We start from the raw sequence: 16,127 nt of genomic DNA, 5'->3' as shown, positions 1-16,127 counted from the left end.
GTTGATTTTATTATTTTGCAGGTGAAAAATGCAAATCGTACAAAATCATACAAAAATACACCGGCCGGGTACCCCGGCTTTCTGCATCAAACATGACTGAAAACAACTCCATCCCCTTAAAAGAACACTTCGCCATATTTAAACACCTCATCCGGTGGACCGTCCTGGTGGTGCCCATAGCCATTGCAATTGGGAGCGTGGTGGCGTTTTTCCTGTGGTTGTTAAGCGCGGCTATCCATTTCAGGTTCGGTCATCCGTGGCTGTTGTATTTGCTGCCGGTGGCGGGGGTGCTCATCCATTTTATTTACCAGTCGGTTGGCAAATCGTCCGAAAAAGGCAATAACCTGATTACCGAACAGATCCACGAAGAAGGCGGCGGCGTGCCCAAACAAATGGCGCCCGTTATTTTAGGCACTACCATTATTACCCACCTGTTTGGTGGCTCTGCCGGTCGCGAAGGGACAGCGGTGCAAATTGGCGGCAGTATTGCGGCCATGTTTGGCGGCTGGTTTAAACTGAAGGGGAAAGATATGCGCATGGTGCTCATCGCCGGCATTGCGGCAGGTTTCGGGGCGGTGTTTGGTACACCCTTAACCGGGGCGGTGTTTGCCATGGAAGTGTTAACCATCGGCAGGATCCAGTACGACGCCCTTTTGCCCGCTTTAATAGCCGCCGTAGTGGCTGATATAACGGTCGGCGCCTGGCACGTAACCCATGTGCAATACCATATTGCTGCCTTTACACACACTACCAATGCGCTTAACGGCTACCTGCATTTTGATATGCTGCTGCTGGGCAAGGTAATTGTAGCTTCGGCGGCTTTTGGTTTGGCCAGTTTCCTGTTTGCAGGCATGGTAAACGAGATTAAAAACGTTTGCCTTAAACTTTTTAAATATAAATGGATGATCCCGGTTTTTGGCGGCCTGGCGATCATCGGCCTTACGCTGCTTATCGGCAAGCACGATTATTTAAGTTTAGGGGTTGATGCGGAGCATCCCGGCGCGGTAACCATCCCTTCTGCATTTAGTGCTGGCGGGGCCGATACCTGGAGCTGGCTGTGGAAAACGGTTTATACCACCGTTACCCTCGGCACAGGTTTTAAAGGCGGCGAGGTTACCCCACTCTTTTACATCGGCGCTACTTTAGGCAATACCCTTGCCGGTTTACTAAATGCCCCGGTAGGTTTGTTTGCCGCTTTGGGCTTCATCGCCGTGTTTGCCGGGGCCACCAATACCCCACTGGCCTGCACCTTTATGGGGGTTGAACTGTTTGGCGGCGAATATGCTTTGTTATTTGCAGTCGCCTGTTTTACGGCTTATTTTTTTAGCGGACATTCGGGCATTTACAGTTCGCAACGCATTGCCGTGCCTAAAATATTTGACCCCAATTATTCCAATGAGGCCTCGCTGGCGGATGCGCTTAAACGCCGGGGCTACATGCACCAGAAATTACGGAAATACCGCCTGCAATTGAAGAAAAAGAAATAAGGGAAGGACAGATTATTGTATACGATCCGTTCGACCAGTAGTTTAATGTAAATTCAAGAAGAAAAATCTTTGCCCCATCGGGGCTACCGCTTTGTAGAAACCAAATACAAGGATAATTTGCCACGTCAGTGGCTACCCTTCGCGAATTGGGTAGCCACTGACGCAGCAAAAATAACGTTTGAATAACGTGCTACAAAGCGTTAGTCCGCCTGTGGGCAATGTCATTAAGTTAAGGGAAATATTTGTCTTACCTCTCTTTTCCGCTGGCGGAAGAGAGGGGCGACCAGCGTAGCGCAGTCGGGGTGAGTAGACTCGCCGCCCCGCATTGGTGGTAGTGTCCGCCGGGGTTAACTCACCCGATCATCGCTGCGCTCGATCTGCCCTCTTTTTTGCCCTGCAAAAAAGAGGGCAAAAAATAATTTTAGAGCATATCTTGCATAACTTAACGACATTGACCCGACGGCGTGCTATCCCTTCTTTTATATTTTCTACCAATATCAGGCACCTAAAGGTGCTCTGAGAAAATAAATCCCCCTTAACTTAATGACATTGACTCATGGGAGCATACGACATGATATCCAATTCTTAAATCAAACCAGCGTTGATTTATCTATCTCAAAACAAACCTAACTGGCCCTTATCGTCAATTTCGATATCATCAGGGTTGGTGATCTCAAAATCTACTTTTTTATGCGGAGCCGGCGCTGGTTCTTCTTTGGCGGGCTCCCCCGGTTCTTCTTTAACAGGTTCCACCGCTTTCGCAGGAGGTTCTACTTGTTTTTCCGCAACAGGTTTTATTGGCTCAGCTTTGGGCTTTGGCGCTTTTACTTCCGGTGCTGCAGGCTTTTCTTCCGCGGCTTCCTCAGTTTCTGCTGCTTCCGAATCATCCACGATTGCTCTATCGGTTTCTAATTCTCCGGGATCATCTCCTTCAAGGTCGTCAACTATCGCTTCCGGTTCTTCTTCCTCACCAGCGGCTAACAGCTCTACCTTTTTCACCAATTGCTGGCTCAGGCGGTTGCCCATGGCTTTCATGCCTTTAACATCAATCAGGGTAGCCAGTTCAATTTCAACGGTTTCGGGGGCCTGTTCTTTACCCCGCAGCTGGTCAACTTTTACTACCGGGCTTTTTGCGCCGGAAATAATGATGAGTTTTGAGCCGTTTTCATCGCTGATGATGCTGGTTTGTTTGCCTATGGCAGTGTTCTCAAACACAAAGCGCTTTACCAGGTAGTTTTTTGATTTTCCCTCAAAATGCACTACCGAATAAACTTTCTCCGGGTTATATTTTTCGATCAGGATCATCTTATCATCAAAGTGATTGTTCAGGTCGAAACTGGTGAGCTCGTAAATGCCGGTGCTTAAAACGGTTAAGATCTTATCATCGCCGTCAAATTCGCCCAGGTACTTACCACGGCCGTCGGCATTCAATCGTTTTAAAATATCATCATACCAGATCTTCCGCCCGGCAAGGGTGGAAACGCCTTTTGATTTCAGTAAAATTTTCTTGACAGGATATTTGGTAACGATATTACCCATCGAAGCACGGCCTTTTATCGCGATAGCGGCAAAATCCTCATCAAACTGCAGCTTTTTGAGCTTGCTATGCGGCTTTAGCTGGATGTTAACGATCTCGGCCTCGCCGTTAGGGTTGGCTGTAAAATATTGCACCCGCGTACCTTTGGTGCCTTTGGTCAGGTCGTATTCCTTATCGCGGGTTACGCCTACTACCGAGAAACGCTTGATATAACTTACCCCGCTTTGCCCGTCTTTATAGATCATGTTATAAACGGTGCGCTCGTCGTTCTTTTTAAATACGGCTACATGGATGATCTCTTTACCGACAAAAACTTTGTCCTGCACCTTGGAGATCATGCATTTGCCATCGGCCCTGAAAACAATAATTTCGTCGATATCCGAGCAATCGCAAACAAATTCATCCTTCTTTAACCCGGTGCCGATAAAGCCGTCATCACGGTTTACGTATAGCTTCACGTTAGCCAATGCCACCTGTGCCGCTTCAACCCTATCAAAGGTGCGCAGCTCGGTTTTGCGTTCGCGGCCCTTGCCATACTTTTCCTTCAGTTTAAGGAACCAGGCAATGGTATAATCGGTTAAATGTTTCAGGTGATGTTTTACTTCTTTTATCTCGCCTTCAAGGTTTTTGATCTGTTCATCCGTTTTCTTTACGTCGAAACGGGTGATACTGCTCATCGGTTTATCGATCAGCTTTTTATAATCTTCCGGCTCAATAGTACGGTAAAACTGCGGAAAAAACGGAGTAAACAAGCGGTTCAATACCTCTACCACCACATCAAAATTGGTTGAAGTTTCGTAGTCGGGGTGCTTGTACATCCCCTCCTGGATAAAGATCTTAAGCAGCGAGCTGAAGAATATTTTCTCCATCAGTTCCTTCAGCTTTATCTCCAGTTCCATTTTCAGCAGCCTGCGGGTGTTATGCGTGCTTTCGCTCAACATATCGTTCACGCTCATAAAGCGGGGCTTATCGTGCTGGATCACGCAGGTGTTGGGCGATATGGAAACCTCGCAATCGGTAAAGGCATACAGGGCATCAATGGTAACATCCGGCGAGATCCCCGGCGCCAGGTGTACAATAATCTCTACTGTGTTAGCGGTGTTATCCTCTATCTTTTTGATCTTGATCTTGCCCTTTTCGTTAGCCGCGACAATGCTTTCCATCAGCCCGCCTGTGGTGGTGCTGAAAGGGATCTCGGTAATGGCTAAAGTCTTTTTATCGCGTTCTACTATCTTGGCCCGGATACGCACCCTGCCGCCGCGCTGCCCGTCGTTGTAGGCCGATGCATCTGCCATGCCACCGGTAGGGAAATCGGGCATCAGGTTGGGCGTAATGCCTTTTAATACATCAATAGAAGCATCCAGCAGTTCAATAAAATTATGAGGTAAGATCTTTGTAGCCAAACCCACCGCAATACCTTCGGCGCCTTGTGCAAGCAATAAGGGGAACTTAACGGGAAGTGTGATCGGCTCGCGGTTACGGCCATCATAGCTGGCCTGCCAGTCGGTAGTGTCCGGGTTAAAAACAACATCAAGCGCAAATTTGGAGAGCCGGGCCTCGATATAACGTGGCGCTGCCGCGGAGTCGCCGGTTACCGGATCGCCCCAGTTACCCTGGCAATCAATCAGCAGGTTCTTCTGGCCTATCTGCACCATGGCGTCACCGATTGAGGCATCCCCATGCGGGTGGTACTTCATGGTATTACCGATAACGTTGGCGGCTTTGTTAAAGCGCCCGTCGTCCATTTCCTTCAGCGAGTGCAGGATCCGGCGCTGCACGGGCTTTAAACCATCATTGATGTGCGGAACGGCGCGGTCGAGGATGACATAAGAAGCGTAATCCAGGAACCAGTTTTCGTACAGGCCGTCGAGTGAAGTTATGTTATGCAGTTTATCGTCTTGGTCAGCAGGCAATTGATTTTCGCTCAGATCGTCACTCATTCTAAATAAAAAAAATTAGGAATGGGTAAAGATAAAGGTTATAGTGGAGATGTGCGGATTTTAGATGAGGGGATTTTTAAACACCCGGAGACATTTCAACATATTTTGATGTGCAGATGTGCAGATTTCAGATGTGCCGATTAAAAAGAGTTGGCGGGTTTATACTTTGGCCAGAATTTACCGCTTAAATTGTGACCACTCCTGCCATTTTATTAATTTTGATAATATGACAAAACTGAAAATACAAATAGATAAAGAAGAAGATATGCTTGAAGTACAGGCTATATTAACGGGTATGGGGTTAAAATTTCAAGTCAGTGAAGATGATGAATTAGCTGACCTTCCCGATTCAGAAAGTGAAGATACCAAAGCCGACATAAAAGATTGATATTTTTTGCTGTAATATTTTTTGAGCGACCAAATGCAGCATCATGCGCATGTTTTAAATTTATGCGTATATTTGATTTATGAAAAGCCGTTTAAACTTAACGATAGAAGAAAGCCTGATAGCAAGCACGAAGCAATATGCGGAGAAGCATCACACGAGTATCTCCGAACTGGTTGAAAGCTATTTAAAAGAGATTACGAGACCTGTGAAACGAAAAAACTTTATCGACCTGGTGAAAGAATTAGGCGAACATCATATCGACCCGAAGGCAGACCTTAAAGATTTATATTATAACGATCCTAAACATGGCGGTTAAAATATTTCTGGACGCCAATATATTACTTGATTATACATTGAAACGCCCGGATTTCGACGAAGCCGAAGCAGTATTAAATATGGTGGCCACTAAAAAAGTAAATGCCTTTATAACCACCTCTGTTTTACACATAGTGGGTTATTGGATAGCAAAAGCTTATGGGAACAAAACGGCTAAAACATTACTGATCAGTTTTCTGGCAGATATAGCTGTTATTGATGCACCCCATGAAATAGCATTGGTTGCTTTACATTCAAAGATAGATGATATTGAAGATGCCCTTCAGTATTACGCAGCCATACATCATAAAATTGATTATTTTATTTCGAGGGACAAGCAACTGCAAAAAGACAGTATTTCGGTTTTGCCTGTGCTGACACCATCCGAGTTTATCCGGGTGTTGACTTAGGGCTTTTACCAAACAGCATAAAAAACTATTCCTTCTTCATCGCCCGCATCATATCGTTGTAGCGCCACTTGCGCAACATGGCGTTTACTGTATTTACAATGCGCTTTGCGCGCGTCTCATTGGTTTTTGCGCCATCTATCCATTTGATAAAATAATCGCGGTGTGATTTGGGCAGGCTATTAAAAAAATCCAGCGCTTCGGGTTCAAAATCAAAACATTCCTGCAGGTCGTCGGGCACCTCAACCTTATAGTCGGTATCTTCTTCTATCACTACATGCAGCATAGCGCCCGCGTTTTTATGGAGACGTTTTCGTACATCTGCTTTTAACGCCATAATAAAATCACCGCCGCCCATAGGCATTAGGGCCATCCCGTTAACCGCGCAACTATCCAGCATACCCCGCACCCTGAAGGAGGTTTTGGTACCGGGTTTCAGTTGCTGCGCGATATCAGCAGGGATCTCGATATAGGTCCAGCCGGTTTTTTCGCCCTGCTCCGCAAACTGCAGCATAATGGTGGTAAAGTCGATCATTTTTTAGTCTTGAGTCTAAAGTCGCAAGTCTTGAGTCAAGAAAAAAGCCACAATGGACTCAGGATTTTAGACTAACGACTTAAGACTTGTTAAAAACTGTTAAATATAGCATTAAAGACGCTTTTATTGTAACTAATCAATTAGTATTTGTGTCTTGTAAGTATATAAATCAACACAACAATTTAAATTATAATATCATGAAAACTTTAAAAACAATGATGCTTGGCCTGGCCATGCTTGCACTTTGCGGTGCCGTAAAAGCAAACACAAACGACAATAGTAAATTCACCAAAAACTATGCGATCAACACCTATATTGACGCCATGACAAGGGGTAAATTAGCCGGTTTAAACGAAGTATTGGATCAGTCGGCCGCATTTAACATGGTTCGGGGTAAACAGGTGCTTAGTTTCGGCAAAAAACAAATGCTCGACTATTTTCAAAGCAACAAGAACGTTGAACAGCAATGTACCACCAGCACCACCGTTGTTGAAAACAATGCCGGCATTGCCATTGTGAAGGTAGATATGAAATTCGAAAACTTCACCCGGAGCAATTACGTCACCATAGCACATACCGCCAATGGCTGGAAGATCACCAATGTTTACAGTGTATTCGTGAGTTAGAGATCAGAGACTGGAGATTAGAGATTAGTTTAAGTCAGAAAGACCGAAAGAAGCTGCAATATTTTCCACATTACAACTTTCCAACTAATCTCTAATCTCCAATCGCTAATCACTGAACATAAGGCTCCAGCACCTGCTGCCAGCGGTCGTATCCTTTGCTATTGAGGTGCAGGTAGTCGGCACGAAAAAGGGAGGAATCGGGCATAGAGGTATCCGTTTTAAGCAATATGGTGTTCAGATCAATGAAAACGCTGTTTGGTTTATTGGCCAGGTAGGTTTTGATCAGATCATTTGCTACCGCAACTTCTTTAAAATATTTTGCCCGGCTCGGGCTCATTTTTACCGACATATAATAAACCGTTGCATCCGGCAACTTTTTGTTGATCATTTCAAAAAGCTGCTGAAACTTATCAAATACAAATTTGCCGTTTTTGCCTCCGGCTATATCATTTTCGCCTGCATAGATAAATATTTTGCGGGGATGATAAGGGAACAGGATATAGGGGGTGTAATAATCAACCAACTGCCAAAGTTCGCAGCCGCCAACGCCACGTTTGATGACTGGCGCTTTTGGGAAACGCTTTTCCAGGTCGTCCCAAAGGCGAATGGAAGAGCTACCGATAAATAAAATGCCATTTTTTGCCGGGAAGCTGATACTGTCCTGGTGTTTAAATGCCCGAATCTCATTATCAAACGGAAAACCGGTTTGTGCCTGAACTTTTCCGCCCGCGGCAAATGCCAGCAAAAGAAATAATAGAACTTTGATTTTCATGATATCAATCTTTTCTCAAAAAATAAAAACGGCAGGAAGGTTTCAACACCTTTCATTACCCATACGGGGCCTTTGGCGCAAAATAGTATAATTTCTATCGGCTTGCCTTGTTTTTTTTCATATTCGGCCAAAACCTGCAGGCAGGAGCCGCAGGAAGCTACCGGCTGCAAAATTTCAAATTCATCGGTATGGGCCGTTACCGCCATGGCAATGATAGGGTCATCCGGATAATTGGCGCCCCAGTTGAATAACGCCACCCGCTCGGCGCACAAACCTGATGGATAGGCCACATTTTCCTGGTTGCTGCCATGCAATATTTTACCGCTCTGCAAAAGCAATGCGGCCCCCACCCTGAATTTTGAATAGGGTGAATGTGAGTTCTTCAAAGCCTTTACCGCTTCAAGGCAAAGATCATGGGCAGGTTTATCAAGATCATCAATAGAGTTATACGCTTTGAAATTTATTTTTATTTCGTGGTCAGTCATTTTTCAGCCCCTTTAAAAAATAAGGGGATACAAGATACAGATTATTTGCATCCATTATCATATTTTTGATAATCTAAAACACTAATTACTTTCAAATGAAATCCCTAAAACGCTTATCCCTGCCAATTGCCATTTTACTATTCGCTGTTTTATACGGATGCAATTTTACCAGCAGTTATACCAATAGGGATGCCGATAAAAAAGATGCGGAAAAGGTAGCCGATAAATTTTTCGAATATTCAAAGAAAAACGATACTGCTGCCGTTTATAAATTGTTCAGCAAAAAGTTTTATGAAGCAGCTTCTAAAGAAAAACTAAATACTATCCTTACCGGGTCGCAAAAAAGGCTTGGAGAGATGGTTAGTGACAGCCTGATAGATTGGCAGACAAAAATAGTTAAGGGGACATAAAATTCCGCGGAATATAAATTCCTTTATAAAATACATCGCACTAAATACGATTCGAAGGAAGAAATTGATATGATCAAAGATGAGGACGGGAAAATAAGAATAGCTTATTATAATGTTGAATCCGATGGGTTTTTTAAATAAGATGACTTGAAGGATTACCGGAGCATCAAAGTAAACAAAAACTACCGGATCATTTTTCGTTTTGTTGGGGAACACGCTTACGATCTTGACTACATTGATTATCATTAAATAAACGCCATGAAAAGACAAATGAGAAACATACATCCCGGCGAAATTTTACGTGAAGAGGTTATTTATGCAAATGAAATAAGCGTGACGGATGCTGCGGAAATGCTGGGGATTTCCCGCCAGAGTCTGAATAAAATTATTCATGAAAAATCAGACATAACTCCTGAAATGTCTTTCAGGATTGCAAAAGTATTTGGGGGAACTGCCGATATTTGGGCTAACATGCAAACTAAATTTAATTTACAGCTTGCAGCCGAAAAAACCAGGGAGCTTAATTTAAAGCCTTTTGATTATAAGCATTCGGCATAGCATCCAACACAGAACTTCGCCCTGTGTTGGTATGTTAGACCCTTTCAGGGTCAGAAAAATTGATTCTCAGCCCTGAAAGGGCGAAATATGTCAAAGATGGGTGCAGCCCATCTAATCCTACACCGCTACAGGCAAAGCCACACTTTCCACCACTTCGGCTACCAGCGGATTAATGCTTTCATCATCTTTTTCCACCCTAAGGTTGCCAACGATATGCACCTGGCGGGCAGGGGTATTTTTACCCATATAATATTCCAGCAAGCCTTTTATATTGGCATCTTTCAGGATCACGGGATCAAGGCGGATATCCTTGCCTATAAATAAGCCGAACTCATCCGGAGATATTTCACCCAAACCTTTAAACCGGGTGATCTCAGGCTTCACGCCTAATTTGGCTATGGCATTGCGTCGTTCTTCGTCGCTGTAACAATAAATGGTTTCCTTTTTATTGCGGACCCGGAAAAGCGGTGTTTGCAAAATAAAAACATGCCCGGCCTTTACCAGGTCGGGGAAGAATTGCAGGAAGAAAGTCATCAGCAGCAGCCTGATGTGCATGCCGTCCACGTCGGCATCAGTAGCTATCACAATATTATTATAGCGCAGATCATCCAAACCATCCTCGATATTCAGCGCGTGCTGCAGCAGGTTAAATTCCTCGTTCTCGTAAACCACTTTTTTGGTCAACCCGTAACAGTTCAGCGGCTTACCTTTTAAACTGAATACTGCCTGGCACATTACATCACGCGATTTGGTGATAGACCCGCTGGCCGAGTCACCTTCGGTAATGAATAGGGTGGTATCCTGTTTCCGTTCGTGGGTATCGTCAAAATGCACTTTGCAATCGCGCAGCTTGCGGTTATGCAGCGAAGCTTTCTTAGCACGCTCATTGGCCAGTTTTTTAATGCCGGCAATGTCTTTTCGCTCCCGTTCGGATTGTAAGATCCTTTTCAGCAGCGCATCAGCAACAGCGGGGTTTTTATGAAGATAGTTGTCCAGTTCCTTCTTCATAAAATCATTGATGAAGCCGCGTACGGAAGGCCCATCCTGCCCGATATTTTGTGAACCCAGTTTTGTTTTGGTTTGCGATTCAAAAACCGGTTCCTGCACTTTTATCGCTATCGCTGCAACAATAGAAGCCCGCACATCCGAAGCATCAAATTCCTTTTTATAAAACTCGCGGATGGTTTTTACCACCGCTTCGCGGAAGGCCGCCTGGTGGGTACCACCCTGTGTGGTATGTTGGCCGTTCACAAAGGAGTAATACTCCTCGCCGTATTGCTGGCCGTGGGTCATGGCTACTTCAATATCCTCACCCTTTAAATGGATGATGGGATAGCGCATGGAATCAGCATCGGTATTGCGTGAAAGCAAATCATGCAATCCTCGCTCCGAAAAATATTTTGTGCCGTTAAAATTAATGGTGAGGCCCGAGTTAAGGAACACGTAGTTCCATATCATATTCTCCACAAACTCCGGGATAAAGCGGTAATGCCTGAATATAGTATCATCAGGGAAGAAATTGATGGCCGTGCCATTGCGTTGGGTGGTTTCCTTTTCAGGTTCGTCCCTTATCAGCTCACCTTTCTCAAATTCAGCCACTTTGGTTCGCCCATCACGATAAGATTGCACGATAAACGAGTTGGAAAGCGCATTAACTGCCTTGGTACCCACCCCATTTAAACCAACTGATTTTTGGAAGGCCTTGCTGTCGTATTTACCACCGGTGTTGATTTTGGATACGCAATCGATCACCTTACCCAGGGGAATACCGCGGCCGTAATCACGTACGGTTACCTTATGATCGCTCATGGTAACCTCGATGGTTCTGCCGGCGCCCATCACAAACTCATCAATGGAGTTATCAATAATCTCTTTCAGCAACACATAAACGCCATCGTCGTAAGCTGAACCGTCGCCCAGTTTACCAATGTACATCCCGGGGCGTAAACGGATATGTTCTTTCCAGTCGAGCGACCGGATACTGTCATCACTATAATCTGCAGGTAAAGCCATGTTTCTTTAATTAGTCATTGGGTCATTGCGTCATTAGGTCATTGGTTAGCGGGAAACTCCGGTCGATCTGGCTTTCGTTCCGGAAAGACGTTCATTCTGGTATTCTTATCAAACATGTCAATGACTTAATGACCTAATGACTCAATGACATCCCCATCATGGCAAAAATAGCACTTACACCCGGAAGTTATCCATCCTGTGTATTAACTTTTCAACATTATCATTCAGGGCTTAAACCGGAGGCTGTTGGTAGCCCTGTTTACATTTTTAAAAAACTCGGGGCCTTTTTCGTTGGTGAAGCAAACCGCAACGATGGAGCCGGTATGATTTTTTTGAAGGACGATGAGCAGCGCGTATTTATAATGCTTGGTTTGCGGCAGATCCAGCAAAGTTAACAGGTACGATTTGCCGGCATCAGCATTATTCCTGGCCAAAACGCTGTGCGGTATATTCCGCTCAAAATATTTCTCATCACCGCAAAAGCTTGCTGCAGTGGCTTTGCCAACTGCTTTATAAATTGAATCGGGATTTGCAGCCTGCGGGTTATCTTTAAACCTTGCCCAATCTTCTTTTTCAGGTTTTAGCCGGTACCACACCTCAAAGTCCTGCCCGGGTAATTCAAGCGCAAAATCAAATGAGAAATCCTCATCATCGGGCGCCTGCACTTCTGCGAAGCCCTTTGGCCAATCAAAAACAACGTTGGTTTGCGTGGCTAAATGGTAAAAATTTGCTTTTTGTTCATTTGGCACCAGCTTTTTAATCATTGTTGCCTGGTTGTGCCTTAGCTGGGCAAATACCGGGGAAGCTACAAGCAAGCATATTGCTGTAAATAATATTTGCTTAAATTGCCCCACAATAGTTGCCATAAGTGCCTTTATATGCAGATTAGTCAAATTAACCAGGATTACCAAGTTTAACAAAATTAAAATATAAATTTAGAAAGTTAACATTTACATAAATAAATGAGCATAAAACCGAAACTCAACCGCTTTGACCTGACGATGATCGTCATCAGTTTAGTAATTGGTATGGGCATTTTTGCCACCCCAAGCGATGTAGCCAATAAAGCGGGAAACGTTTATATTTTTTTTGGCGCCTGGATATTTGGTGGCCTGGTAAGTTTATGCGGTGCACTCACCTTTGCCGAGATCGGCGCCAGGTTCCCGGCGACGGGCGGTTTTTACAAGGTATTCAGTTATTGTTATCACCCTGCCATCGCTTTTATGATCAATTGGGTACTGGTGATCAGTAATGCAGCATCAGTTGCGGCGGTGGCGCTTATTGGGGCCGATTATATTAAACCTTTTTTATTACCTGCCAACATGCAAAACGACTTTGGCACCAAGATCATCACCATAACCTCTGTCGCCATATTATATGTTATCAATTTTTTAGGCATTAAAATGAGCGCACGCACGCAAAGCGTACTGATCATTTTTAAAATGAGTATGATCGTGCTGATCTGTACTACGGTATTTAAAAGCAATTATGTTCCTGTAGAAACAGCAATTGTACCCCACTCCGGTAGTTTAATCACTGCTTTCGGGCTGAGCCTTGTGGCAGTATTTTTCACCTACGGTGGCTACCAGCAAACCATCAACTTTGGCGGCGATATTATTAACGCCAAAACCAATATCCCCAAAGCGGTTACGTTTGGCATAATAACGGTTATAATCCTTTACCTGTCTATTAATTATGCTTACTTCCACATCCTTGGCATTGGCGGGTTGCAAAAAACACCTGCTTTAGCTGCTAAAATGATCGGGGTGATATTTGGGGCGACGGGCTATAAGATCACTTCAATTATGATCTTTTTATCGGTACTGGCTTATGTGAATGTAAACGTGCTGGCCAATCCCCGTGTATACTACGCCATGGCCGAAGATGGTATTTTACCCCCGATATTTAAAAAAGTAAACCCAAAAACACAGGTGCAGGAATTTGGGATGAGTTTTTTTATCGCTGCTATTATCATCATTCTCTTCTTTGTAGCCAAATTTAGCGAGATGTTAAAGTATGTAATGTTTTTTGATACGATAGGCTTATCTATGGCGGCGGTAGCTATCTTCCTGCTGCGGAAGAAAACAAAACACCTGGATGGTACCGGCATTTATACCATCAAATGGTTTCCGCTGGTGCCGGTCATCTTTATTATTTCGTATTGGTTTGTAACCATAAATATTTTTATCACTTTCAGGGAAAATCCGTATGCCGCGCTCATTTGCCTGGCGGCATATGCTTTAGGCCTGGTCATTTATTACGCCTGCACCTGGAATAAAAAAACGCAAACAGAATAAACATGGACATCTCCTACATACTGAACGAACTTGGTGAAGAACGCGAAAACTATTTCAACGCCGTTTCGCCGCCCATTATCCAAACCAGCAATTTTACTTTTAAAACGGTAAGTGATTTCAGGCAGGCTTTGGCCGAAGAGTATGATGCCCTGTTGTATTCGCGCGGGCAAAACCCCACCTTAACCATATTAAGGCAAAAACTTGCGGCATTGGATGGCGCCGAAGATGCGCTGGTATTCAGCAGCGGCATTGCGGCGGTAAGCGTACCTATCCTGGCGCTGCTTAAACAGGGCGATCATGTGGTATCCGTTGAAAACCCCTATAGCTGGACGATCAAACTCTTCAATAACTTTTTACCAAAGTTTGGCATCCATACCACCTTTGTTGATGGTTCTGACGTAGAAAATATTAAAAACGCCATCACGCCACAAACTAAACTGATCTACCTGGAAAGCCCGAACACATTCAGTTATGAATTGCAGGACCTGGCGGCAATAGCCAAAATCGCCAGGGAAAAAGGCATCCTTACCATGATTGATAACAGCTATTGCGGCCCGCTTTACCAGCAACCCATAAGGCTGGGTATTGACCTGGTGGCGCAATCGGCTACCAAATATATCGGCGGGCATTCAGATGTGGTGGCCGGCGTATTAACCGGAAGCAAAGCGGTGATCAAACGGATCTTCGATCATGAATTCATGAACATCGGGCCCACTTTGTCGCCGCATTCGGCCTGGCTGCTCATCCGCGGTTTGCGCACTTTACCATTGAGGATGCAGCGCAGTTTTGAAACCGCGAAAGTGGTTACAGCATGGCTGGCCAAACATCCGGCGGTTGATAAAGTGATCTGGCCGTTTAACCCAACGTTTAAACAAAGCGAGCTGGCACACCGGCAAATGCAGGGCTGCGGCGGCATGTTTAGTTTTACGCTAAAAGAATCATCGGTACAAAAAATTGAAGCTTTTTGCGACAGGCTGCGGCATATCCTGATGGCGGTATCCTGGGGCGGCCACGAAAGTTTGATCATCCCCTCCATTGCAGGGATTTCCCTTGCAGATTATAGCCCCGACAACCCACGCCACCAACTGATCCGCATGTATGTGGGTTTAGAGGATGCGGATTACCTGATCAGTGATTTGGAGCAGGCGCTGGGGTAGTTGATTGGTTGATTAGGTTGATATCCCAAAAACTCAATTACCAATCACTTAATCAAACTGATCGGGTTCTATCCATAATTTAGCCCAATCAACCACTCACTTAATCAACCCAATCAACTGCTTACCATCGCCCCTAATCAAACAAAAACACTATTTTAGCGTTTTTAATAACGCTCTGCCCATAACACATGCATAAAACATCTGCTACGCGCTATATCACCACAAGTTTAGTCCTGCTATTTACGTTTATTTTGATGTTTGCCGCCCGGTGCAATAGCAAGTTCAGAAAAATGGAATCGGACAGGGAAAATGAAAAAGCCATAAAGGCCGCTGCAGCAAACCGCACTAAAAATTTGCTCAAAACCATTCAGGGAATTCCATTTACAGAAGTTAAACGGCGTTTTGATAACGGGCTCTCTTTTAGTCCTGTTGGATTTCAACTGGTGCCTGAATGGCGGATCACTTTTCCATCTGTCGACTCGGTTACCATCTTCAGTCCTAAAAAAAATCGCTTTCTCAATGCGCCGGTCATGTTTGACCATGATTCGATTTTTAACGTGGCCTGGGCCTGGCTAAAACTTACCTATATCAAAAAAGACAGCATACAATTTATGGTACTGCATGTGCACGATAATATTATAGACGATGAAAAGGTGCACGTTTTTATGACCTTTTATACCAACGATTATATCAAAAATGTACTGCATTCGGATACGCTGAAATTGTGGAGGCCGAGCCGTAAAGACACCCTCTATATTAAAGACAAAACAATGCTTGCCGGAAAAATTCCCGACAGCGCTTTTGCCTGTACGCAACCTGCTGTGCTGGTCTCTAAAAGTAAGTATGTAACAGTAAAAAAGAGGCAGTACCCGACGAAGTTGATGGCGGCAAATCATACGATACCTATCTTTCGCCAACTTATGATATTGTGATCCATCATGCATATGATGATTTCTCGTATGAGTACACCGCATTTGTTGATGAAAAAGGCATCATTGCCTTCCGCAAATCAATTACGTTCATGATGCCGGAATTTGTAAAACCTATGACCGAGGCCATGAAGGGGATAACAGACGGGTACCTTAAACTTTATCTTAACGTTACCCCGGGTAAAACACTGGGCATACCGCACAGAAGCATCATATTTTTAAAGGTGATTGGATACAAAAAGTAGCCCTGTTAAATAAAAACACCGTCTTA

18 protein-coding genes are annotated in these 16,127 nt (G+C 44.4%); 12 read left to right on the top strand and 6 right to left on the bottom strand.

Annotation, left to right across the window (positions count from 1 at the left end; all coding sequences use genetic code 11):
• Positions 1–92: 92 nt before the first annotated feature.
• Entirely contained in the window at positions 93–1,487 is a 1,395-nt protein-coding gene (locus tag MgSA37_RS04515) for a voltage-gated chloride channel family protein (protein WP_096350050.1), read from the top strand.
• A 615-nt stretch (positions 1,488–2,102) separates the two neighbouring features.
• Here MgSA37_RS04515 and MgSA37_RS04510 read toward each other — a convergent pair.
• Positions 2,103–4,964 carry a DNA gyrase/topoisomerase IV subunit A gene (locus MgSA37_RS04510; protein WP_096350049.1) on the bottom strand — a complete coding sequence of 954 codons (2,862 nt, stop codon included), beginning with the start codon at positions 4,962–4,964 and terminating at the stop codon, positions 2,103–2,105.
• A gap of 226 nt (positions 4,965–5,190) precedes the next feature.
• Between MgSA37_RS04510 and MgSA37_RS28090 the strand changes: the two genes are divergently transcribed.
• The 3 genes from MgSA37_RS28090 (at position 5,191) to MgSA37_RS04495 (ending at position 6,077) form a co-directional block, all read left to right on the top strand.
• A complete protein-coding gene (locus tag MgSA37_RS28090) occupies positions 5,191–5,352 on the top strand; it encodes a hypothetical protein (protein WP_157750434.1) in 162 nt (53 codons plus the stop codon).
• A 79-nt stretch (positions 5,353–5,431) separates the two neighbouring features.
• Positions 5,432–5,668, top strand: a complete 237-nt coding sequence (locus MgSA37_RS04500) for a DUF6364 family protein (RefSeq protein ID WP_096350047.1) — start codon at positions 5,432–5,434, stop codon at positions 5,666–5,668.
• On the top strand, positions 5,658–6,077 hold the full coding sequence (locus MgSA37_RS04495; RefSeq protein WP_096350046.1) for a type II toxin-antitoxin system VapC family toxin: 420 nt from the start codon (positions 5,658–5,660) through the stop codon (positions 6,075–6,077). Before MgSA37_RS04500 ends, MgSA37_RS04495 begins: the two co-directional genes overlap by 11 nt.
• Positions 6,078–6,102: 25 nt before the next feature.
• On the opposite strand, the gene MgSA37_RS04490 is transcribed toward MgSA37_RS04495, so the two are convergent.
• Complete coding sequence (locus MgSA37_RS04490; RefSeq protein ID WP_096350045.1) at positions 6,103–6,609, bottom strand: YdeI/OmpD-associated family protein; 507 nt, start codon at positions 6,607–6,609, stop codon at positions 6,103–6,105.
• A 197-nt stretch (positions 6,610–6,806) separates the two neighbouring features.
• Here MgSA37_RS04490 and MgSA37_RS04485 point away from each other — a divergent pair, with 197 nt between their 5' ends.
• Positions 6,807–7,235, top strand: coding sequence for a nuclear transport factor 2 family protein (locus MgSA37_RS04485; protein WP_157750432.1), 429 nt, complete (start codon positions 6,807–6,809; stop codon positions 7,233–7,235).
• Between the two features lie 109 nt (positions 7,236–7,344).
• On the opposite strand, the gene MgSA37_RS04480 is transcribed toward MgSA37_RS04485, so the two are convergent.
• Both MgSA37_RS04480 and MgSA37_RS04475 read right to left on the bottom strand, forming a co-directional pair.
• A complete protein-coding gene (locus tag MgSA37_RS04480) occupies positions 7,345–8,007 on the bottom strand; it encodes a GDSL-type esterase/lipase family protein (RefSeq protein ID WP_096350043.1) in 663 nt (220 codons plus the stop codon).
• Positions 8,004–8,492: a cytidine deaminase gene (locus MgSA37_RS04475; RefSeq protein ID WP_096350042.1), complete on the bottom strand. Its 489-nt coding sequence runs from the start codon at positions 8,490–8,492 to the stop codon at positions 8,004–8,006. Before MgSA37_RS04475 ends, MgSA37_RS04480 begins: the two co-directional genes overlap by 4 nt.
• A 95-nt stretch (positions 8,493–8,587) precedes the next feature.
• On the opposite strand from MgSA37_RS04475, the gene MgSA37_RS04470 reads away from it, so the two are divergent.
• The 3 genes from MgSA37_RS04470 to MgSA37_RS04460 all read left to right on the top strand — a co-directional run bounded on the left by MgSA37_RS04470 (position 8,588) and on the right by MgSA37_RS04460 (position 9,460).
• Positions 8,588–8,902: a hypothetical protein gene (locus MgSA37_RS04470; protein WP_096350041.1), complete on the top strand. Its 315-nt coding sequence runs from the start codon at positions 8,588–8,590 to the stop codon at positions 8,900–8,902.
• A 147-nt stretch (positions 8,903–9,049) separates the two neighbouring features.
• Positions 9,050–9,151, top strand: a complete 102-nt coding sequence (locus tag MgSA37_RS29665; RefSeq protein WP_096350040.1) for a type II toxin-antitoxin system RelE/ParE family toxin — start codon at positions 9,050–9,052, stop codon at positions 9,149–9,151.
• A gap of 9 nt (positions 9,152–9,160) precedes the next feature.
• A complete protein-coding gene (locus tag MgSA37_RS04460) occupies positions 9,161–9,460 on the top strand; it encodes a HigA family addiction module antitoxin (RefSeq protein ID WP_096350039.1) in 300 nt (99 codons plus the stop codon).
• A 117-nt stretch (positions 9,461–9,577) separates the two neighbouring features.
• On the opposite strand, the gene MgSA37_RS04455 is transcribed toward MgSA37_RS04460, so the two are convergent.
• A complete protein-coding gene (locus tag MgSA37_RS04455; RefSeq protein ID WP_096350038.1) occupies positions 9,578–11,473 on the bottom strand; it encodes a DNA topoisomerase IV subunit B in 1,896 nt (631 codons plus the stop codon).
• 224 nt (positions 11,474–11,697) lie between these two features.
• Positions 11,698–12,339 carry a hypothetical protein gene (locus MgSA37_RS04450; protein ID WP_157750430.1) on the bottom strand — a complete coding sequence of 214 codons (642 nt, stop codon included), beginning with the start codon at positions 12,337–12,339 and terminating at the stop codon, positions 11,698–11,700.
• Positions 12,340–12,435: 96 nt separating this feature from the next.
• Here MgSA37_RS04450 and MgSA37_RS04445 point away from each other — a divergent pair, with 96 nt between their 5' ends.
• The 4 genes from MgSA37_RS04445 to MgSA37_RS04430 all read left to right on the top strand — a co-directional run bounded on the left by MgSA37_RS04445 (position 12,436) and on the right by MgSA37_RS04430 (position 16,101).
• Positions 12,436–13,770, top strand: a complete 1,335-nt coding sequence (locus tag MgSA37_RS04445) for an APC family permease (RefSeq protein WP_096350036.1) — start codon at positions 12,436–12,438, stop codon at positions 13,768–13,770.
• Positions 13,771–13,772: 2 nt separating this feature from the next.
• The gene (locus MgSA37_RS04440) at positions 13,773–14,927 is read left to right on the top strand and encodes a trans-sulfuration enzyme family protein (protein WP_096350035.1); all 1,155 of its coding nucleotides are present in this window, start codon (positions 13,773–13,775) and stop codon (positions 14,925–14,927) included.
• Positions 14,928–15,115: 188 nt separating this feature from the next.
• On the top strand, positions 15,116–15,859 hold the full coding sequence (locus tag MgSA37_RS04435) for a hypothetical protein (protein ID WP_096350034.1): 744 nt from the start codon (positions 15,116–15,118) through the stop codon (positions 15,857–15,859).
• Complete coding sequence (locus MgSA37_RS04430; protein ID WP_096350033.1) at positions 15,856–16,101, top strand: hypothetical protein; 246 nt, start codon at positions 15,856–15,858, stop codon at positions 16,099–16,101. The genes MgSA37_RS04435 and MgSA37_RS04430 overlap by 4 nt, the downstream gene beginning before the upstream one ends.
• Positions 16,102–16,127 lie beyond the last annotated feature (26 nt).

The organism is Mucilaginibacter gotjawali (assembly GCF_002355435.1).
GTDB classification, from domain to species: Bacteria; Bacteroidota; Bacteroidia; order Sphingobacteriales; family Sphingobacteriaceae; genus Mucilaginibacter; species Mucilaginibacter gotjawali.
The sequence above is the reverse complement of the archived record's forward strand: the minus strand, read 5'-3'. Positions and strand labels throughout refer to the sequence as shown.

Coding starts and splice junctions, on each gene's coding strand:
- MgSA37_RS04445 (WP_096350036.1), top strand. CDS start 12,436: ATGAGCATAAAACCGAAACTCAACCGCTTTGACCTGACGATGATCGTC.
- MgSA37_RS04450 (WP_157750430.1), bottom strand. CDS start 12,339: ATGGCAACTATTGTGGGGCAATTTAAGCAAATATTATTTACAGCAATA.
- MgSA37_RS04495 (WP_096350046.1), top strand. CDS start 5,658: ATGGCGGTTAAAATATTTCTGGACGCCAATATATTACTTGATTATACA.
- MgSA37_RS28090 (WP_157750434.1), top strand. CDS start 5,191: ATGACAAAACTGAAAATACAAATAGATAAAGAAGAAGATATGCTTGAA.
- MgSA37_RS04515 (WP_096350050.1), top strand. CDS start 93: ATGACTGAAAACAACTCCATCCCCTTAAAAGAACACTTCGCCATATTT.
- MgSA37_RS04455 (WP_096350038.1), bottom strand. CDS start 11,473: ATGGCTTTACCTGCAGATTATAGTGATGACAGTATCCGGTCGCTCGAC.
- MgSA37_RS04470 (WP_096350041.1), top strand. CDS start 8,588: ATGAAATCCCTAAAACGCTTATCCCTGCCAATTGCCATTTTACTATTC.
- MgSA37_RS04460 (WP_096350039.1), top strand. CDS start 9,161: ATGAAAAGACAAATGAGAAACATACATCCCGGCGAAATTTTACGTGAA.
- MgSA37_RS04440 (WP_096350035.1), top strand. CDS start 13,773: ATGGACATCTCCTACATACTGAACGAACTTGGTGAAGAACGCGAAAAC.
- MgSA37_RS04500 (WP_096350047.1), top strand. CDS start 5,432: ATGAAAAGCCGTTTAAACTTAACGATAGAAGAAAGCCTGATAGCAAGC.
- MgSA37_RS04435 (WP_096350034.1), top strand. CDS start 15,116: ATGCATAAAACATCTGCTACGCGCTATATCACCACAAGTTTAGTCCTG.
- MgSA37_RS04490 (WP_096350045.1), bottom strand. CDS start 6,609: ATGATCGACTTTACCACCATTATGCTGCAGTTTGCGGAGCAGGGCGAA.
- MgSA37_RS04485 (WP_157750432.1), top strand. CDS start 6,807: ATGAAAACTTTAAAAACAATGATGCTTGGCCTGGCCATGCTTGCACTT.
- MgSA37_RS04510 (WP_096350049.1), bottom strand. CDS start 4,964: ATGAGTGACGATCTGAGCGAAAATCAATTGCCTGCTGACCAAGACGAT.
- MgSA37_RS04480 (WP_096350043.1), bottom strand. CDS start 8,007: ATGAAAATCAAAGTTCTATTATTTCTTTTGCTGGCATTTGCCGCGGGC.
- MgSA37_RS04475 (WP_096350042.1), bottom strand. CDS start 8,492: ATGACTGACCACGAAATAAAAATAAATTTCAAAGCGTATAACTCTATT.